Annotated in this window: 20 protein-coding genes and 4 tRNA genes; 11 read left to right on the forward strand and 13 right to left on the reverse strand. The window is 50.4% G+C overall.

What is annotated here, in order from left to right:
• Positions 1 to 42: 42 nt before the first annotated feature.
• The 10 genes from C4F51_RS10635 to C4F51_RS10680 all read right to left on the reverse strand — a co-directional run bounded on the left by C4F51_RS10635 (position 43) and on the right by C4F51_RS10680 (position 8,580).
• On the reverse strand, positions 43 to 486 hold the full coding sequence (locus C4F51_RS10635; RefSeq protein ID WP_193909632.1) for a hypothetical protein: 444 nt from the start codon (positions 484 to 486) through the stop codon (positions 43 to 45).
• A gap of 113 nt (positions 487 to 599) precedes the next feature.
• Positions 600 to 1,373 (reverse strand): amidohydrolase, encoded by a 774-nt coding sequence (locus C4F51_RS10640; protein ID WP_193909634.1) that lies wholly within the window; start codon positions 1,371 to 1,373, stop codon positions 600 to 602.
• A gap of 93 nt (positions 1,374 to 1,466) precedes the next feature.
• Positions 1,467 to 2,564, reverse strand: a complete 1,098-nt coding sequence (aroC, locus tag C4F51_RS10645) for a chorismate synthase (RefSeq protein ID WP_193909636.1) — start codon at positions 2,562 to 2,564, stop codon at positions 1,467 to 1,469.
• A 166-nt stretch (positions 2,565 to 2,730) separates the two neighbouring features.
• The gene (gene prmB, locus C4F51_RS10650; protein ID WP_193909638.1) at positions 2,731 to 3,654 is read right to left on the reverse strand and encodes a 50S ribosomal protein L3 N(5)-glutamine methyltransferase; all 924 of its coding nucleotides are present in this window, start codon (positions 3,652 to 3,654) and stop codon (positions 2,731 to 2,733) included.
• Positions 3,655 to 3,782: 128 nt separating this feature from the next.
• On the reverse strand, positions 3,783 to 4,718 hold the full coding sequence (locus C4F51_RS10655) for a DUF4892 domain-containing protein (RefSeq protein WP_235992320.1): 936 nt from the start codon (positions 4,716 to 4,718) through the stop codon (positions 3,783 to 3,785).
• Positions 4,719 to 4,722: 4 nt separating this feature from the next.
• Positions 4,723 to 5,595, reverse strand: a complete 873-nt coding sequence (locus C4F51_RS10660) for an alpha/beta fold hydrolase (protein WP_202987665.1) — start codon at positions 5,593 to 5,595, stop codon at positions 4,723 to 4,725.
• A gap of 43 nt (positions 5,596 to 5,638) precedes the next feature.
• A complete protein-coding gene (sixA, locus tag C4F51_RS10665) occupies positions 5,639 to 6,103 on the reverse strand; it encodes a phosphohistidine phosphatase SixA (protein WP_193909639.1) in 465 nt (154 codons plus the stop codon).
• Positions 6,104 to 6,117: 14 nt separating this feature from the next.
• Positions 6,118 to 6,543 carry a DUF4389 domain-containing protein gene (locus tag C4F51_RS10670; RefSeq protein ID WP_193909641.1) on the reverse strand — a complete coding sequence of 142 codons (426 nt, stop codon included), beginning with the start codon at positions 6,541 to 6,543 and terminating at the stop codon, positions 6,118 to 6,120.
• Complete coding sequence (locus tag C4F51_RS10675) at positions 6,543 to 7,562, reverse strand: NAD(P)H-dependent glycerol-3-phosphate dehydrogenase (protein WP_193909643.1); 1,020 nt, start codon at positions 7,560 to 7,562, stop codon at positions 6,543 to 6,545. Before C4F51_RS10675 ends, C4F51_RS10670 begins: the two co-directional genes overlap by 1 nt.
• A gap of 523 nt (positions 7,563 to 8,085) precedes the next feature.
• Positions 8,086 to 8,580 (reverse strand): flavin reductase family protein, encoded by a 495-nt coding sequence (locus C4F51_RS10680; RefSeq protein ID WP_193909645.1) that lies wholly within the window; start codon positions 8,578 to 8,580, stop codon positions 8,086 to 8,088.
• Positions 8,581 to 8,798: 218 nt separating this feature from the next.
• On the opposite strand from C4F51_RS10680, the gene C4F51_RS10685 reads away from it, so the two are divergent.
• The 10 genes from C4F51_RS10685 (at position 8,799) to ppnP (ending at position 14,158) form a co-directional block, all read left to right on the forward strand.
• Positions 8,799 to 8,875 (forward strand) — tRNA-Pro (locus C4F51_RS10685).
• A 37-nt stretch (positions 8,876 to 8,912) separates the two neighbouring features.
• Positions 8,913 to 8,989, forward strand: a tRNA-Arg gene (locus tag C4F51_RS10690).
• 47 nt (positions 8,990 to 9,036) lie between these two features.
• Positions 9,037 to 9,112 (forward strand) — tRNA-His (locus C4F51_RS10695).
• A gap of 373 nt (positions 9,113 to 9,485) precedes the next feature.
• Entirely contained in the window at positions 9,486 to 10,334 is an 849-nt protein-coding gene (gene folD, locus C4F51_RS10700; protein WP_193909647.1) for a bifunctional methylenetetrahydrofolate dehydrogenase/methenyltetrahydrofolate cyclohydrolase FolD, read from the forward strand.
• A gap of 228 nt (positions 10,335 to 10,562) precedes the next feature.
• Positions 10,563 to 10,862: a hypothetical protein gene (locus C4F51_RS10705; protein ID WP_193909649.1), complete on the forward strand. Its 300-nt coding sequence runs from the start codon at positions 10,563 to 10,565 to the stop codon at positions 10,860 to 10,862.
• Positions 10,863 to 10,949: 87 nt separating this feature from the next.
• Complete coding sequence (truC, locus tag C4F51_RS10710) at positions 10,950 to 11,711, forward strand: tRNA pseudouridine(65) synthase TruC (protein WP_193909651.1); 762 nt, start codon at positions 10,950 to 10,952, stop codon at positions 11,709 to 11,711.
• 1 nt (position 11,712) lies between these two features.
• Positions 11,713 to 12,402, forward strand: coding sequence for a 16S rRNA pseudouridine(516) synthase RsuA (gene rsuA / locus C4F51_RS10715; protein WP_193909653.1), 690 nt, complete (start codon positions 11,713 to 11,715; stop codon positions 12,400 to 12,402).
• 2 nt (positions 12,403 to 12,404) lie between these two features.
• The gene (locus C4F51_RS10720; RefSeq protein ID WP_193909655.1) at positions 12,405 to 13,451 is read left to right on the forward strand and encodes a methyltransferase; all 1,047 of its coding nucleotides are present in this window, start codon (positions 12,405 to 12,407) and stop codon (positions 13,449 to 13,451) included.
• Between the two features lie 221 nt (positions 13,452 to 13,672).
• Positions 13,673 to 13,748, forward strand: a tRNA-Asn gene (locus C4F51_RS10725).
• Between the two features lie 128 nt (positions 13,749 to 13,876).
• Positions 13,877 to 14,158 (forward strand): pyrimidine/purine nucleoside phosphorylase, encoded by a 282-nt coding sequence (gene ppnP, locus C4F51_RS10730; protein WP_193909657.1) that lies wholly within the window; start codon positions 13,877 to 13,879, stop codon positions 14,156 to 14,158.
• An 89-nt stretch (positions 14,159 to 14,247) separates the two neighbouring features.
• On the opposite strand, the gene C4F51_RS10735 is transcribed toward ppnP, so the two are convergent.
• Genes C4F51_RS10735 through C4F51_RS10745 form a run of 3 tightly spaced genes read right to left on the reverse strand, consistent with a single transcriptional unit; the run spans position 14,248 to position 17,979 of the window.
• Positions 14,248 to 15,723, reverse strand: coding sequence for an alpha/beta fold hydrolase (locus C4F51_RS10735; RefSeq protein ID WP_193909659.1), 1,476 nt, complete (start codon positions 15,721 to 15,723; stop codon positions 14,248 to 14,250).
• Between the two features lie 50 nt (positions 15,724 to 15,773).
• Positions 15,774 to 16,454 (reverse strand): TIGR01621 family pseudouridine synthase, encoded by a 681-nt coding sequence (locus C4F51_RS10740; RefSeq protein WP_193909661.1) that lies wholly within the window; start codon positions 16,452 to 16,454, stop codon positions 15,774 to 15,776.
• On the reverse strand, positions 16,447 to 17,979 hold the full coding sequence (locus tag C4F51_RS10745; RefSeq protein ID WP_193909663.1) for a putative bifunctional diguanylate cyclase/phosphodiesterase: 1,533 nt from the start codon (positions 17,977 to 17,979) through the stop codon (positions 16,447 to 16,449). The genes C4F51_RS10740 and C4F51_RS10745 overlap by 8 nt, the downstream gene beginning before the upstream one ends.
• A gap of 588 nt (positions 17,980 to 18,567) precedes the next feature.
• Here C4F51_RS10745 and C4F51_RS10750 point away from each other — a divergent pair.
• A complete protein-coding gene (locus C4F51_RS10750) occupies positions 18,568 to 19,218 on the forward strand; it encodes an acyltransferase (protein WP_193909665.1) in 651 nt (216 codons plus the stop codon).
• Positions 19,219 to 19,233: the final 15 nt, after the last annotated feature.

Consider the following 19,233-nt stretch of genomic DNA (forward strand, 5'->3'; position numbering starts at 1 on the left):
CCAGCGCTGTTCATAAAATAAAATTTTTCACTAAAAGCATCCTTATAAAAAATCCGCGTCCTCTGCCAATTTTTTTATCTGTTCCACTGCCTGCATCCAAAGCTTTCGATGGAAAGCGGCATTCTCTTCGCCAACGCCCCCTACTTCTACCTCAAACCGTGAAAAATTTTCACTGGATCGAGTGATAGTAAATTTTTCATAGTAGTCGCCCAACGAAGCATCTACTGCAGGCATTACATCGTCGTAGTAACGCAGCTGTAACAAACAGGGGGGCTGAATTCTTTCTACGCGGCCATTGGCACCGATATTACCTTCGGCATCTTTCCAGATAATGCTCGCACCTTCTTCCCACACCACATCCACCAAAGTACCTTCTCCAAAAGCCTCACCCCATTTTTCGGGTGAGAGAAGAACTTGCCACACACGACCTTGCGATGCATGAATTTGTATGGCACAGGTGAATCCGGTGTCGTTTTGGTCTTTCATAGGCCACCCCTCTGGAAATTTACCTGGTAAAAAAATAGCCTTCCGTAAAAAGATTAAAGGATTTCTCCATTTACTATAGACCAAAGGTATAACAGGAACTTTCTCAGTCGTTGTCAGGTGCGAATATCAAACTCGTCAGCATCCATCCACGCAGGAAACGCTTCACGATAAGCTTGCAGTGAAGATAGCGAAATATTTTCAGTAAAGCAGCCTGCGGTCGATTCCGGTTGCAGGTGTGTTTTACCGTCCGGGCCGGTGATGACACTATCACCGGAATAATATTGCAGATGCTCATCGGTACCGATGCGGTTTACACCAATAACATAAGCGAGATTTTCAATGGCGCGCGCCGGCAGCAGGCTTTTCCAATGCAGTGCTCGGGCAGCAGGCCAGTTAGCCACGTAAACTGCAAGATCATAATCGTTACGATTGCGAGACCACACCGGAAAACGCAAGTCGTAGCAGACTTGCAAGAGCACCCGCCAACCGCGCCAGCTTACAATCACCCGCTCTTTACCATCGCGATAACGCAGGTGCTCACCTGCCATGCGAAATAAATGGCGCTTGTTGTATTCGGTGTATTGTCCGTCCGGCTGCATCCAGACCATGCGGTTGTAGTAGTCGCCATTTTCCAGCACGACCAGGCTGCCGGTAACCACCGCGTTATGTTTTTTTGCTTCTGCGGCCAGCCATTGATAAGCGCGACCGTCCGGTGCTTCTGCGTAGTCACGAGCACTTTTGCAAAAACCGGTGGTAAATACTTCTGGCAGAACAATAAGGTCAGTTGCTTCAATGGACTGCAACATTGCAGAGAGGTTGTCGAGATTTTGTGCGGGGTTATTGGCGAGAATATCGTATTGAACCAGGGTAACGCGTAGATCATTCATCCGGAAAGTCTCCGAAAAATACGACTTGCAAATAAAAACGTGATTCAAAAATAATCGCCGCTGCTAACGGCGATTATTTTTGCAAATTCAATATCAGGCTTGAGAAGGAATAACCGGTACACCAGCGTGTACATCAGCATTTTGGCCACGGTTACGCAGCAAATGATCAATTAACACCATCGCCAACATCGCCTCCGCAATCGGCGTGGCACGAATACCAACGCAAGGGTCATGACGCCCTTTGGTGATCACTTCTACCGGGTTACCCTGCACATCAACACTGCGCCCGGGAATGTGCAAGCTGCTGGTTGGCTTGAGCGCAATGTGGGCAACAATATCCTGGCCGGAAGAAATCCCACCGAGAATACCGCCCGCATGGTTGGAGAGAAAACCCTCCGGCGTTATTTCATCGCGATGTTGTGTGCCGCGCTGATTAACCACATCGAAACCATCGCCAATTTCCACGCCTTTTACGGCGTTAATACTCATCAGCGCGTGGGCGATTTCTGCGTCCAGCCGGTCAAAAATCGGCTCACCGAGACCCGGTTTTACACCGGTGGCGACCACAGTAATTTTGGCACCAATAGAATCACCCTCTTTGTTCAGGGCTTTCATAAATTCTTCCATCGCCGGTACTTTGCTGGCATCCGGACAAAAGAAAGGATTGCGCCCTACCTCCTCCCAATCGACCGATTCAATTTTGATCGGGCCCAGCTGCGAGAGATAACCGCGGATTTCAATGCCGGCAACGGCCTTAAGGTATTTTTTAGCTACGGCACCCGCAGCGACCCGCATGGCAGTTTCACGAGCAGAAGAGCGGCCACCGCCACGGTAATCGCGCACACCGTATTTGTGCATGTAGGTGTAATCAGCATGAGCGGGGCGGAACTGGTCTTTAATGTTGCTGTAGTCTTTGGAGCGCTGGTCGGTATTTTCAATTAGCAAGCCGATTGGTGTACCGGTGGTTTTGCCTTCAAACACGCCGGAGAGAATCTTCACTACGTCATCTTCACGACGCTGGGTGGTAAAACGGGATTGGCCCGGCTTGCGGCGATCCAGATCAACCTGAATATCTTCTTCGGTGAGCGGCAGACCCGGTGGGCAACCATCAATGATACAGCCCAACGCCAAACCATGACTTTCACCGAAAGTCGTGACCGTAAACGATTTGCCAAAAGTATTACCAGACATAGAAAGAGGCTCTGTAGAAGGCGAAGCGGTAAGGGAGACCGGGATAATAAGATCCGGTGCCTGCAGGGCACGGAATCGACCTTACCACTTTGGAAAAAACAAGCGAAAAATTATACGTGAACCGGGCGGCAAGAGCCATTCCTGCCCTCGCCGGTTGTTTGGCGGATTACAACAAACCCTGCTCTGCTGCCATGCGCAACTGGCCGGAGGTCAGTACAAACACCCCATGCCCGCCGCGCTCGAACTCCAACCAGGTAAAAGGAATATGCGGATAGGCTTCTTCCAGCGCTACCCAGGAGTTGCCCACCTCAACCACCAACATGCCATTTTCGCTCAAATGGGCTTCGGCCTCACGCAACAACCGGCGGGTAAAATCGAGCCCGTCCGGTCCGGATGCCAGGCCGATGGCCGGCTCTGCATGATATTCGGCCGGCATTTCGGCCAGGTCGTCAGCATCTACATAAGGCGGGTTGCTAACGATCAGGTCATAACGCAGGGAGTTAAGGTCGGAGAAAAGATCCGATTGAATAGCACGCACCCGATCCTCCAGATGATGAGCGGCAATATTGCCCTCTGCCACCGCCAGCGCCTCAGGGGAGATATCACTTAAATCTACCGCGGCCTCAGGAAAGGCGTAAGCGCAGGCGATGCCAATGCAACCACTACCGGTACACAAATCCAGAATATATTCCGGCTCTTCGGTCAGCCATGGCTCGAAACGCTTTTCAATCAATTCAGCAATAGGAGAGCGCGGCACCAATACATTGCTATCAATTTTAAAAGGCAGGCCAGCAAACCAGCTTTCACCGATCAAATAGGCAGCGGGGATGCGCTCGTTAACGCGCCGCTCAAACAATTGCACAATGCGTTCGCGCTCTTCGGTAACAAGGCGAGCATCCAGCCAGTGATCGTCCACCGGCGGCGTAAAATGAACTGCATGCAACACCAGCAACTCGGCTTCGTCGTAAGCATTGTCGGTGCCATGCCCGAAATACAATTCAGCCGCCCGAAAGCGGCTGGCTCCCCAGCGGATATAATCGCGCAGGGTTTTCAATTCATGAATGGCACTTTTCCAATCAGTAGCAGGCATTGCTATAAACTCCAGATAACGGCTTGTACACGAGCTGCCGCAAAAACGTTTGCCATACGCCGGCTTCTTTTAAACGTTTTTCGACAACCCGCTGATCATGTTAAAAATATTTAAAAAAATGTGCCGCATTATGGCAACAAAACCACCTCTACCCGCCCGCCCATACCGGAGCGCCCGGCCGGAGCGAGACTGCCCAGCCCGTGGGTTTCAATACGTGCGGCATTAACACCTTTGGCCACCAGAGCAGCCTTTAATTGGTTGGCGTAAGTGAGTGAGTATTGTTGCTGTTCGGCAAGATTTTTACCGTGATAATCATGCCCGGTTAAGGCAATTCGCCACGCCGGGTGCTGCTGCAACACCCGCACCAGCGATGTCAGATGTTTTTCGCCGGATTGCAATGAAGGTTTGCCATCGGCACCATCAACCACCACATCCGGGAAAACATAATAACCTTTGGATTGCAGTACATTGATCAATGTTTGCGGATTGGTGGCAACCACGTCATCGCCGACTTTGTCCGAGTTAAGAATATCCACTTGCACGTAAACCCGCTTGTTGCCACGCTGCACGGCATAAAGAGAAACATAGGCGGGCGAAGAACCGGGGCGATTGACTTCATACGCCGCATAGAACTGATTTTGATCCTGCCCGTAAAGTTGCAAAATTTTGAAATGGTTATTTGCCCAGGCATTGCTGGCACCGCAGGATCTTGCCTTACAGGAAAATAACTCACGTTTGTCCATGGCTTGCAAACGGGAGAGATAAAATTCAAAGCCCGCTTCAGCAGTGTGGTTTTCCGGCAACTCATAGGTTACCCGGGTTAATACACCACTCAAGCGCTGTTCGCGCTCGGATTGCCAAATGCCTTCGATTTTGCGGTAGCTGCCGAGCGCCAGAGAATACTCTTCGGTACGCTCCTGACTGCGAAACATCGCGCGAGCGCCGTGATAATCCTCCAGTTGCAGGGTTGTTTGTGCCATAGCGGGCACTTGCCAGCCAAGCACAGCGGCTCCGGCTAATATCATCACTTGCGCAGCAGTTATCATTTTTTTCAGTCGTGGCATGCGGTTATTTTCCTCCGGAGTCCGGACAGTTTGTTGAAATAAGGGCACGAATTAATGCAGCAATTTCTGCTACGGCTTCTTCCATATGTAAATGGTGGCCGCCGGCGAGATGGTGGATGCGTATATTGGGAAATTTTTTGACGTCATTGAGCAAATTGGGGAATAGCTCAGTGACGCCCTTATCACCCAGAATCAAATCCGCCTGCGCTTCTATTCGATCCATAAAAGCGACTATCTGTTCCCTGGATAATTTATACGCGGAAGGTGCCAGCAGCTTTTGGTCGGTACTCCATTGAAAACCGCCCTCCACTTCACGAATGCCTCGCTCAGCCAACACATGCGCGGCCTGCTCTGACAGTGGAAACATACCCCGCTGGCGCGCCCGCCCGGCCGCCGCCGGATTTGCAAAGGTTTTTAAGGGACGGGATTCCAGATGGCGCAGGGTTTTAATGGCATTGGCCAATTGCTCGGGCGCAGCGTCAAGCGCAACCGGCTCCGGAAAAATGCCTTCTATCAAGCAAAGCCGGTCAATCCGCTCCGGGAAAGTGCCAGCGGCCAAGGCGCTGATGATAGCGCCACGCGAGTGCCCCAGCAGGCTGAAACGCTGCCACTGCAGTTGATCTGCAATCGAAAAAATATCCTGAATATCGTCCAGGATGCTGTAAGGCGCATCGGTTTGACGATGATCGCTCTGGCCGTGGCCAGCCATATCAATCGCCACGATATACAGGGAGTCAAGCAAAGGGGCTACCAGGGAAAAACTGGCGCTGTTATCCAGCCAGCCGTGCAGCGCCAACACCGGATGCCCCTCCGGGCTGCCCCACACTTGCGCAGCAATACAACGCCCATTCAGCTGAAAACGTATTTCCTGACTCAATGGATCTTCCTGCTATGGGGAATGAAAAATCCCTGCTGTGACGTCAGCAGGGGTATGCATGTTTTATCCAGCGCAGTTTGCCAAAATCTCTGGCGACCGGATCAGCCTCAATACACGCCAGCGAAGCGGTATCCATGACCACCGAACCTGGCAGCAAACCACACAGGGCTTCAATCAGCTTGCTCACCAGCGGCTGATGACTCACCAGCAACACTGACGAGGCGGACAGCGTTTCAAGCTGTGCGATGGCAAAACCGGGGCTGGCGGATGGTTCCAGCCAATCGTGCAGATCAAACGCGGAAACCGGCAAAAAAGGCAAAGCGACATTGGTCGTTTCGCGAGCGCGAATATAAGGTGACGACAACACCCGCTCTACCTGGCTTAATGCTGCCGACGCCTGCTGCACAACACGCTTGACGTCTTCGATGCCCTTATCTACCAGCTTTCGCGTCTCATCATCGGCCCGGTAAGGCTCTGCCTGGCCATGACGAAGAATAAAAATTTGCACGACGATATCCTCGTTTACCAGCGTTTGTCTGGCAGGGTTCCCAGATCAATTTCCGGACCACCGGTAGCAGAAGGCTTGTTGCTATCGACCGGGGTTTCAACCACGGGCGTTGCAACCGGTGTAGCAACCACCACAGTAACGTCCGCTTCGGTCACTACTTCATTTTCGGAAGGCCAATCAGCAAACGGGAAAGGTTTTTCATCGCTGACGTACGTCAGGAATTTCAAAGTCTGGTGGATATAGGTAGACAGCGATGCGCCAAAAGTCCGCAAATTCTTATTGTCTCGACCGGTAATCAGCGAGAAGAGGAACTGCAAAACAACCAGCACCCACATCACCAGCGTTGCCACCTGAAACAACAGCGCGAACAACACCATAAATAGCAAACGCAACCAGTGTTTGCTGGACAACAGATTGGATTTGAGCTCTTCATTATTCATCATTTTTTCCCCAAATAATCAACGTCAAAGTTATTTTCACCTAACATCAAACCGCGTGCGACATCAGCAATCTTTTTATTTTCAAAAAGAATCGCATGCAAACCGGACACCAACGGCATGTAAATGCCGGCTTCATCCGCTTTGTGTTTGACCTGTTTCAGCGTATTTACGCCTTCTGCCACCTGCCCTAACGAAGCAACGGTTTCTTCCAATGGCTTGCCCTGCCCCAGCGCATAGCCGAGACGGTAATTGCGACTGAGGTTGGAGGTACAGGTCAAAATCAAATCACCCACGCCGGCCAGACCGAGAAAGGTCATGGGGTTGGCGCCGAGATGGCTGGCGAAACGCCCCATCTCCGCAAGACTGCGCGTAATGAGCATAGCCTGGGTATTTTGTCCTGCGCCCAGCGCAGCGGCCATGCCACACACGATGGCGTAAATATTCTTTAAAGCACCACCGAGTTCCACCCCGTAGCGGTCACTGTTGGCGTATACCCGGAAGGTTTCCGAGCGCAGCGTATTTTGCACGCACACCGCTACCGACTCATCGTCGCTGGCGACTACCGAACCGGTTTGCTGTTGCTGAACAATTTCCTTGGCGAAATTGGGGCCACTTAATACGCCAATGCGGTGATCAGGCAACTCCTGCTCAAGAATCTGGCTCATCAAGGTGAAACCTTCCGGCTCAATCCCTTTTGCGGTACTGACCACAATGGCATCTGTTTTGAGCAGCGGTTTAATGTCGCGGGTGACCTGACGAAAGGAATGGCTGGGGATAGACACAAATACCAGGTCGCTATCTGACACGGCTTTCACCAGATCGGCAGTGATGTGCAAACCGTCATTCAAACGGTAACCCGGCAGGTAACGGCTGTTCTCACGGGCGGCTTCGATTTCCGCCGCCGCCGAGGCATCTCGCATCCACAAATGGGTGTGGTGGCCGTTGGCTGCAATAATATTGGCGATAGCGGTGCCAAAACTGCCGCCGCCGAGTACCGCCACTTTCAATTCTTTCGTCATACATTAACACCTGATATCGGTAAGCAAAAAAGCGGCGGAAGTGTATTCGCTACACGTGGCAAAACAGGATCCTCTCGCAACTGTAACTTTTTTGCACAATTTTTTTACAGCCAATTTGTCCACATTTTCTGTGGATAAGTTCGTGGATACATTTTGGGAAAGTGTCTCAAAGCCGCAGTATCGCTGGGAGGCATACAGATTGATCACTTTTTGATCTTATTTATTTTTTTCCTTAAAATTCAATAAGTTATAAATTTAAAAAGTCAATAAAAAATCAAATTGGTTGAGTAACAGTCAACTTGTTTATTAACTCATCGAAGGTGTGCATAAAAGGTTAGTGATCATTAACCGTGAAAAAGGCTTAACATAAAAGATTCATAATTCTACGAAAAAAAATGCGCCGTTTTTCCTGCTTTAAAAATGCACAACCCGGAGCTTACGCACCGTAAAAAGGCAATTTTCATCGTCTTTTTATCATGCCGTGCATAGCCAGCGCGCAACACCTTCTGATCGGATTTATAAGTCAGGTAAGTTGTGCATACCGCCCATCAACGTACACCAGCGGGTCTACAGCGCCATCACCGACCTTCACATCATGAATCAACCCTACCACGATGTGGTGTGTCCCGTAGACACTGGCCAGGTCAACCCGGCAAAAAAATACTGCCAGCGCGTCTTCCAGATAAGGAATACCACTCTCGGTGTAAGCCCATTGGCCTACCGTAAAGCGATCTTTCTCATCGTGTCTGCCAGCGCAGCGGTTGGATACATCCTGCTGCGCCTGGGAGAGGATGTTAATAGCAAAGGTGTTACCCAGGGCAGAAAGGTGTTCCTGCTGCGAAACCTGCTTATTAATGCACACCAATAAAGAAGCGGGATTATCGGATACCGAGGTCACCGATGAAACCGTCATGGCAAAAGGCTCATCGTCCTCGGTTCGGGTAGAAAGTACGCAAACGCCGGAAGCCAGTCGGCGCATCCCGGATTTCATAAGGTGGGGCAATTGGGGGTTATTCATAGCTAAACCTGCTGATACGATTTCTACCTATTCTGAACACAGATAAAGGTAGAGACAAGCGCCCGAATATTTTTGCAGCAATGTGTGTACAAATCCTGAACAAAAATAAAAAACTTCATAATCTTTTGGTTTTTCTCATTTTTTTCGTTGACGAGTGATATTCCCATGGGTATTATGCGCACCTCTTCGAGACGAAGCACAAATAGAGAGTCTCTTGTCGGAGTGTAGCGCAGCCCGGTAGCGCGTCTGCTTTGGGAGCAGAATGTCGGGGGTTCGAATCCCTCCACTCCGACCACTTTTTTCAAACCTTTCGAGGTTTAGGATCCAGCAATGCGCCCGTAGCTCAGCTGGATAGAGCATCCGCCTTCTAAGCGGATGGCCGCAGGTTCGAATCCTGCCGGGCGTGCCAAATACAGATTTGCAGGGAGCATTTTTAAAACGGATTTGATTGCTACGGTGGCTGTAGCTCAGTTGGTAGAGCCCTGGATTGTGATTCCAGTGGTCGTGGGTTCGAGCCCCATCAGCCACCCCACTCTTTCGAAATACCCTCCAGGCATTACCTTACAAAACCCGGTTTTACCAATACTTCTATTACAGAACAAACCCTGTGATATCTTCTGCTTCACCCCTGTTGCTACCCACCTGATCCTTTAGCACAAAGCCGCTGAAAATTTATTTCTATAGCCTCCCTTATATACTTTTTTCTGCAGCACCGGTTTTCCAGCCTCTTTTTCTGCATCTCGTCAAAATATTGTGCTGCTTATTGCCGCTTTAAAACACACCTTCTTTTTATATCCTCCAAAAGCGCACCATTGATGTGCCCGGACCACCCGCTGCTACTTGGAACCCCGTACAAGCTATGGGAAAATGCCGCACTGAATTTTTACCTCTACCAGGATCATAATATGTCGGCACTTATTCTCGATGGCAAAGCGCTTGCTGAAAAAACCGAACAGGAGTTGTCTGCTCGTGTAACCAGCCTGAAAACAGGCAGCAAGGGCCAAACGCCTATTCTCGCCACGATTCTTGTGGGGGATGATCCCGCCTCTGCCACTTACGTGAAGATGAAAGGCAATGCCTGTCAGCGTATTGGCATGGAATCGCAAAAGGTTGAATTGCCCGGCACCACGACGACGGAAGAGTTGCTGGCGAAGATTGTTGAACTGAACAACAACCCGAACGTGCACGGCATTTTGTTGCAGCATCCGGTGCCAGAGCAGATTGATGAGCGCCTTTGTTTTGATGCTATTGCCGCCGAAAAAGATGTTGACGGTGTGACTTGCCTCGGCTTTGGCCGCATGAGCATGGGCGAGGAAGCCTATGGCTGCGCCACCCCGAAAGGCATTATGCGCCTGCTGGAAGCTTACAATATCGAAATCGCTGGCAAGCATGCCGTGGTTGTTGGCCGCAGCCCTATTCTTGGCAAGCCAATGGCACTGATGCTGTTGAATGCCAACGCTACCGTGACCATTTGCCACTCGCGCACCCGTAACCTGCCGGACCTGATCAAGCAGGCCGATATTATTGTCGGCGCCGTGGGCAAGCCGGAATTCATCAAAGCCGAGTGGATTAAAGACGGTGCAGTAGTTGTTGACGCCGGTTATCACCCGGGCGGTGTGGGCGATATCGAATTGAAGCCGCTGGTTGACCGTGTTGCCGCTTATACGCCGGTTCCAGGCGGTGTTGGCCCCATGACGATTAATACGCTGATTTACCAAACCGTCGATTCGGGCGAGAAAAAAATTGCCGGTTAAGCGTTAACCCTTATAAAGCAGAAAGTGTTTGCCGTTTTATGACACGGCAAACACCTCGCAAAGAACGGCGCGATTCGAATCTGTTTTGGTAAAACCGCTCAGCTGCAAAATAGGCGGGCGCAGCAACAACATTTGCAGGAAAAAGTGTAAAAACCTGTGCTTTTTGAAGTAACCGACTATATTGTTAAAAACCGGTTTTGATATTTTTTCGTCACAAGGAGATTGTTCATGCAAAAGTTATTTATTTCCATGTTGCTTACCAGCTTCTGTTCGGTTGCACTGGCAGCCCCCAATGTGATTTATCAATGTACCCAGGGGAATGAAGAACGCACCATCGAAGTGGTTTATCAAAATAGCGACAACACCGTGCCATGCAACGTTCGCTATGAAAAAAATGGCCAGTCTGAAACACTGTGGACTTACAACAACGAAGCAGGACAGTGTGAGCAACAGGCGCAAGGTTTTGTAGAAAAACAACGGGGTTGGGGCTGGCAGTGCAGCGAGCAATCGGCTGCTGCCGCCGAATAAATCCCGCAGATTATTTAATGCACTTTCTTTCAGGCGCTCAGGCGCCTGAATTTTTTTATTGATTCTCTTTTTGGCGTAACCGCTTTTATGGCACAGCAGGAAAGGCTCGACATTCTTTATCAGGACGACTGGCTGGTTGCCATCAATAAACCTTCCGGCCTGCTGGTTCACCGCAGCATGATTGATCGCTCCGAAACCCGCTTTGCCATGCAATTATTGCGCGATCAATTGGGGCAGCATGTCTTCCCGCTGCACCGCCTCGACAAACCCACTTCCGGTGTACTGCTCTTTGCGCTCTCCTCCGATGCGGCACGCGCTGCCAGCAGTTTGTTTGCCGACCGTCAAACCAGCAAAACCTATCTTACGGTGGTGCGCGGCCATACGCCGGAGGCAGGCCTGATTGATCACCCACTCAAAGAAGAACTCGACAAAAAAACAGACCGGCTGGCAGACGCCGATAAAGCCGCCCAGGACGCGGTTACCCGCTTTCAGTGTTTGGCAAAGGTTGAGTTGCCGATAGCGGTGGATCGCTACCCTGTCGCGCGCTATTCACTGGTGCAATGTCACCCCGAAACCGGCAGAAAACATCAAATTCGCCGTCATATGAAGCATATTAGCCACCCGGTCATTGGTGATGCCAAACACGGTAAAAGTGTTCACAACCGCTTTTTTCAGGAACATTTTTCGGCGCATCGACTATTGCTGGCTGCAACCCGGCTTGGCTTCACACATCCGATCACCGGACAACCACTCATCATTAACGCACCACTGGATGATACATTCAGACGGGTCATCAGCGCGCTGTCATGGCAAGATGCCGTTCCATCGTGCTGGCTGGGAGATATTTGATATGCGTTTGGACAAATTTATAGGCAATAACAGCGATTACTCCCGCAAGCAAATTCAGTACATGGCCAGACAATCACGCATTCGGGTTAACGGCGTTGTTGAAAAAAATACCGCTTATCAAATTGCGGCCACAGACCAGATAAGTGTTGACGATACGCCTGTTCAAGCGGCGGGGCTTCGCTATTTTATGTTGCATAAACCCGCTGGTGTAATTTGTGCAAATACAGACCCGGCGCACCCTACCGTTATTGATTTACTCGACATGCCGCGCAAAAGTGAATTGCAAATTGCCGGTCGCCTCGATGGCGACACCACCGGGCTGGTGCTGATAACCGATGATGGCCAATGGAATCACCGTGTGACAGCCCCCACACGCGCCTGTAAAAAACGCTACCGGGTAACCACCACCGAGGCGATTGACGAAGCGCTTATTGATTTATTCAAACAAGGCGTGCAGCTGCACAATGAAAAAGACCTTACGCTGCCCGCCGAACTGACCATTCTGAACAGCCATGAAGCTTTACTGGAAATTCAGGAGGGACGTTATCATCAGGTAAAACGTATGTTCGCTGCCGCCGGCAACCATGTTGTGGCGCTGCACAGAGAATCCGTTGGCGCTATCCTTCTCGACCCACAATTGGCGCCCGGTCAGTATCGCCCGCTCACCGCTGAAGAAATCGCGAGTATTTAATTATGTTTGATGCATCAAGCCAGTGGCTGCTCAATACCATTCGGCAAACAGGCGATGGCAAGTGTCTGTGGTTTGCGGACGAGAACACCCTGCCCTTGTTACAGAGCCTGCCGGAAAATTTTAAAAACCTGATCATTATCAGTAATCGTTTTGATGTCGCCGACGCTGCAAAAAGCCGTTCACAACAGGTTTTATTTAATGACTTTGATGCAAGCAGTATAGAAAGCGCCTCTCTGGATTACGTGTTTTACAGAATATCCAAAGAAAAACCGCTGGTGAATCATTTATTAAAAACCGCTGGTCGGGTTTTAAAACCCGGCGGCACACTGGTGTTATGCGGCGAAAAGAACGAAGGTATAAAAACAGTTATCGACAAAGCCGCCCACTACTTTGAAGACACCAGCAAAGCCACCAAGCAAGGCAATTTTTATTACGCATTTATTCAGCGTCACACATTGCAGGAATCTGCAACACCGGACGATAGTGACTACCCCCGGCTAAGGCCGGCTGGCCAGCTGAATGGCATCGACTGGATGAGTAAACCTGGCATTTTTGGCTGGAATAAAATTGATGAAGGCAGCGCGTTACTGGTTGATCAGGCGCTCGGTTTTTATCAGCAACATACACCACCGGAACGCCTGCTCGACCTCGGTTGCGGCTATGGTTATCTTACGCTGGCGACCAGCGCACTGCCCGTACAAAAACGCGTACTTACCGACAACAACGCCGCCGCACTGATCGCAGCCGAGGCCAATTGTCTGCAACATCATTTAACAGCAGAAGTCATTGCCGCTGATGCGGGCCTTCAATTGGGCGGTAATTTCGATTTGATTCTGTGCAACCCGCCCTTTCACCAGGGCTTCGGCACCGATGGCGACCTCACCGACAAATTTTTGCAACAGGCGCACCGCTTGCTAAGCAGCGGCGGTAATGCATTTTTTGTAGTAAACCAATTTATTCCGGTGGAGCGAAAAGCAGCCCCCTATTTTCGACACATAGAAAAGCTGACCCAACAACGCGGTTTTCAGGTTTTCCGACTGACCCAATAACGAACATCGCTACAAGCACCCCGAAGCGAAGGTTTGTAGCGATGGGCGTCTTCTCCCGCACCGCCAGCAAGAACACTTTTTAACCATTGTGTTTACCTGAAATACACTTTGCCGAAGACCTGATCGCACGCGGGTAATTTACTGATTTTTTTGAAAAAATAGTTGACCGACCCGGTACCCGGCTATATGATACGCACCACTTCCACAACGGAAGTCGAAGATCCGCCTTAGCTCAGTCGGTAGAGCAAATGACTGTTAATCATTGGGTCGCTGGTTCGAGTCCAGCAGGCGGAGCCAGATATATACGAAGAAGGTCGCATTTATGCGGCCTTTTTTGTGGGCGACTGTTTTTTTGGCTTCATCAACGCCCTGCGGTTATGAACAATTCATCGGCTTATGCCATCTCTACGAAACGGGAGAGCAACATGTTCAAAGTTAACGAATACTTTAACGGCGCAGTAAAATCCATCGCTTTTCAAACCGAAACCCTGCCGGCCACTATTGGCGTTATGGCCAAGGGCGAGTACGAATTTGGCACCAGCCAGAAAGAGTACATGACCATTACCAGCGGCAACCTGCGCGTACAATTGCCGGGCGAAAGCGACTGGAAAACCTTTACCGCCGGCGAAACATTTATTGTAGAAGCCAACCAGCGCTTTAAAGTTGCTGCAGAAGCGGATACTGCTTATCTGTGTCTGTACGAATAAGTAACAGATAACCGGTAGTCAGCCATGACTGGCTACCGGCAATTTCACCCTCGCTGCACCGCTCGTCCTTCCCTCTTCTCTTTCAGCATTTACCAACAACCGGTAAATTTTTTATCCGGATGATCAAAAAAATCTACCGCCCGCTCAAGCAAGCAACCGTGAGTGACGGTTACCGCGTGACCGGTATTTTTCATTTCCAGCCACTGGCTTGATGGCCATTGCTGATGCAAAGCTTCGGCCCAATGCGCCGGGGTAATCGGGTCAATATCGCCAGACAAAAGTAACGCTGGCTGCTCGGGAATATTTTCTGCATTCAACCGCAACGGCGCCGGAATGATATTCGGGTCACAACGCTGAAACTGCCATAAATCCCGCGTGTAATCTGCCAGCAAGGGATAGCGTTTTATATGATCTTCATAAACGTCCTGGCGCACCGCTGTTTGATCAGCACAATCCACCGCATCGAAAACCATCGGAAAAAAGTCTGTACTGACCGCCTGGTTAACCAGCGATTGCATCAGCTCCGCCATGCGGGTGCGGTCAGCATAAGGGTAAAAACCTTTCTCGCTGCCCAGCACAATACTCATGGCTTCAGAGATGTGCGGCCAACTATTAGCATCGTAAATGGATGAAAAAAGAAACGATAAAAAGCGGTGGTCGTTTAATAAAAGCCGCACCGGCCATTCGCCATCCCAGCGAGCTACCGATAAAGACACAGGATAGGCTTTCAATTGCTGCAACACCTGCCGCAAGCGGGCAATAAAATTTTCCCGGGATTCGCCGGTGCATTTCGCATCCGCATCACACCAGTTGGCAAAGCGTTGAATCGCCTGATCAAACACTTCAGGCCACTGCTCCATATCGCCACGGCCCGCAGGATAAGGCGAATCCAATACCATGGCGCGCACCGCCGGAAATTGAAACGCGGCTGCCATTGCCAGGCGAGTGCCGTAGGAAACGCCAAACAAATTCCACTGCGGATACTCAGGTAAAGCATTGATCAAACCATGAATATCACTGGCGCTTTGCTGCGTGCCAAAAAATTCCGGGTTGAAATAGGCATTGGCGGCGTGACGAAAACAGGCTTGCATGCCAAGATCACCGCGACGGAATTCTTCCTGCAAGGTGATATCTTCACGCAGTATTTCCAACGATAGTCGGTCGAAACTGGCGCATGCCAATTGCGGCTTGCTATCGCCGGTTCCGCGCGGGTCCATAAAAATTACATCGCGTTTAAAGTTGGCGTTATCGCGCCACGCCAACCAGTAATCAATACCGGCATCGTTCAAACCTGCGGTGGAACCAGGCCCGCCTTGCAAATACAAAACCGGGTCGGGACGACGCTCTTCCGATTGCTCATGAATGATGACGACAGGCAATGAAAAACCACCGGTGTTATCCGGCGTTAGCAATCGGCCGCAGCTGATTACTTCTTGTTCCGGGAAAGAAAACCAGCAGTCAACACGATCAAACCGATAGTCATTATTTTCCATTGCCACTGGCGGTGTGGTGTCGGCAGGCAAACGTGTACTGTGGTAATACCACCCGGCCAGCAATATCAACACACCAACAACGGCAATACCCGGCCACCACTTAAAAAAAAACCTGGAGAAATTTATGGCCATAAAAGATTATGCGGTTCGTTAATGGTCGGCAGAAGTGCGCAGAAGGCTTCATCCTGAAACCAGTCACCTTGTCGCGGTAACGCCTGAAAGCGATGGGTTTTTCCGTGAAGTGAAAACGCCAGCTGATAAGCGTGCAGATAACAACGGTCAGCATGGCTTGCCAGGGCTGCATCATTATAAAGTGCATCGCCCGCAATAGGAGAACCAAGGCTTTTCATTGCTACGCGCAATTGGTGCGTTTTTCCGGTGCGTGGCCGCAACACAAAAAGACGACGCCCTTCAGCCAGAAAGTAGCTGAAAAATTGTGTGACGGCGGGGTTTTCCAAAGAGGACTGAAGCCTCCAGGCACCCCGGCGAGCTTTTACCATGTCGCCTTTGATCATGCCCTGTTTTTTGGAAGGTTTTTTTTCACTGATGGCGAGATAATATTTTTCTGTGGTGCGCTCGGCAAATTGCTGGCAAAGCGCCAGATTCACCGCCTCGGTACGCGCCATCACCAGCAACCCGGACGTCACTTTATCCAGCCGGTGTACCGGAAACAAACCTTCCGGGGCGTGATCCGCTTTTACCTGTTCAAACAAACCGGCTTCATCTTCTTCGCGGTGAAAATTGATGCCGGGGTATTTATAGACCACAATAAAGTCGGTATTTTTTTCTACAACGTCATACATGTTTTATGTTGGCAACCTTTTGGTATTCGTCAAAAGCCATGGGCCTGGCAAGATAAAACCCCTGCGCATAATCGACCGACAAACTCTCCAGCATCTCCAGCTGCTCGCGGGTTTCAACGCCTTCGGCAACAATGCCCAGTTGCAGCGCTTGCGCCATGGCCACGCTGGCTTGTACCAGAGCGTAATCCTGTGGTGATTGCACCATGCCCTGAATAAATAATTTATCAATTTTGAGAAAACTGAAGGGATGCATGCGCAAATAACTGAGCGATGAATAACCCTGCCCGAAATCGTCCATGGATAAACGCACACCCATGGCGACAACCTCTTCCAGCAAGCGCGCGGCGCCGGCGATCTGCCCGATAAAAACCCCTTCGGTAATTTCCAGCACGACCTGGGTTGCGTCTATTCCGCTGATGTTAATCGCTTCCTGCAAGTCGGCAATAATATCATTACTGGCAAATTGCACCGGCGAAACATTGACTGCGATGACCAGTTTTTTCCCCAGCTGTTCGCTGAGCAGCCGGGTATCGCAGCAGGCGCGCTTCAGCACCAGCGCACCCAGCGCACGAATCTGACCGGTACTTTCTGCCACCGGAATAAAGTCAGCGGGCGATACAAAACCGGTTTTATCCGGCCAGCGCACCAGCGCTTCGGCCCCCACCAGTTCGCCGCTGCCGGGCGCATAAAAGGGTTGGTAGTAAACCTGCAATTCGCTGTCGATCAATGCTTTGCGCAACCCCTGCTCCAGATCGAAGCGATAGCGAAAAGAAGCGCTCATGGTTTCATCGTAGAAACGTAAGGCGGGCTTGTACTTTTTACTGAAATGCAACGCCAGGTCAGCGTTGCGCATTAGAATGGTGGAGCTGGTGCCATCTTCCGGGTAGCGGGTAATACCAATACTGGCCGATACCAGCAACGACATGCCATCGACCACAATGGGATCATTGAACATATCGAGAATGCGTTTTCCGTAGCTTTCGAGACATTCGCGCCCGTTGACCTGGTTGAGGATAATAATAAACTCGTCACCACCGTGTCTTATCAGAATCTCATCAAACTGCAGGCAGCCCTCCAGCCTTCTGGCTGCAGCCACAATCACCTTGTCGCCAATCGAATGCCCCAGGGTGTCGTTAATGTGCTTGAAATTGTCCAGGTCAATAAACAGCAAACCGAAGAATACCGGCACTTCTTTTTGTTGATGCAAATGAAGCAGGCGGCGCAAGGAGCGCAAACCCATACGTCGATTGGGCAGCCCGGTAAGGTCGTCCGTGTAGGCTTTGCGGCGCAATTGGTTGAGGTGCGATTTGCGGGAATGCATTTCGCGGGAAAGGGCTTTGTGCAAACGCACCGCCAGCCAGTAAACCAGCCCGCTACTGAGCAATACGAAGGCAATGCCCTTCAAGCTCTGGTAGCGCAATAAATAGTCAGGACGCTCCACCAGAAAATGCAGCAGATTGTCTGAAAAAATGATCCACATCAGTGCAGATATGAAATAAACCAGGGCAACTCGTAGCGGAGTCATAAACCGTTTTTCCCGGTACTCAAAAGTAAAATGCTACAGGTTTGTCGATCGCAACACTGCTCAGCATCAAGCATGCTCGACAAGGGCACATTCAATCCTGACAGGATGTGAGGTGGCAAGCGGATCGCAAACCCTGTTTTCCTGACTTCCGGTACAGCCGACCTCCATTTACGGCTGACACTCAAGACCAGGGTGCGCAGTATCCTACGCTGTTGACGGTGTTATTTGACCGGCAACAAGTTCCTTGCAAAATCTGTTCAAAAACCAGGGCGTCTTTTCAGGTTACCATTACACACTTATAGCAAATTTATGGTTATTTAATAATGAATGGATAACGCTGAATGTTCTTTCGCCAATTTTTCTACCCGCTATACTAAAGAGCAGGTGTTTACAGGAAATGCGACCCGAAGGATTTATATCCTGCACCGACGCCCGATAAGGTGTCGACGATCAGCCACAGTACACTGTTTTCTGATCGATACGTAACAGCTTTCCTGTAAATACCTTTTTAATTTATGATCGTCCGGCTTTTACTAATAGCTGAACTCTATAACACTAGCCAACTTTTCCCTACCAGTCCCCTGCCCTATGTCTTCAAGTCAACCTACCAGCATTGATTTCTATCGCGCCCAGCACAAGCGGCGATTGAGCTATATGCCCTGGTTGTACGCACGCATTAAAGCGAAACATCTTGCCTGGGCGCAAGCATGGCAAGAAGAGATTCAAAGCGAACTGCAACGCCTTGAAACGGTCATTATTGGCAAGCATTGTTTTATCGCCCCGGAAGCAAAACTTTTTGCCGAGCCGGGGAGAACAATTATCATTGGCGACAACTCTTTTATCGCCGCAGACACGGTTATGCACGGCCCTATCACCTTGGGCAAACACGTTTCCATTAATCACCATGTCACTATGGATGGCGGCCGAAAAGGGATTATGATTGGCGACCAAACGCGCATCGCTGCTTATTGTTCGCTGTACGCCTTTAACCATGGCATGGCGGCTGACCGCCCCATTCATGAACAGCCGGTGACGTCAGAAGGTATTGTGTTAGGTCAGGATGTTTGGCTGGGTGCACACGTAGGCATTGTTGATGGCGTCAGCATTGGCGATCACACCATTGTGGGTATGCAAAGTGTTGTCACTCGCTCAATAGCCTCCGGTGTCATTGCCGCGGGGAATCCGGCCAGAATTATTGGTGAGCGTACCCGCAGCAATATCAATGTTGTGGATGACTAATTAACAGACTAGGCC

This window comes from Cellvibrio polysaccharolyticus, assembly GCF_015182315.1.
GTDB classification, from domain to species: domain Bacteria; phylum Pseudomonadota; class Gammaproteobacteria; order Pseudomonadales; family Cellvibrionaceae; genus Cellvibrio; species Cellvibrio polysaccharolyticus.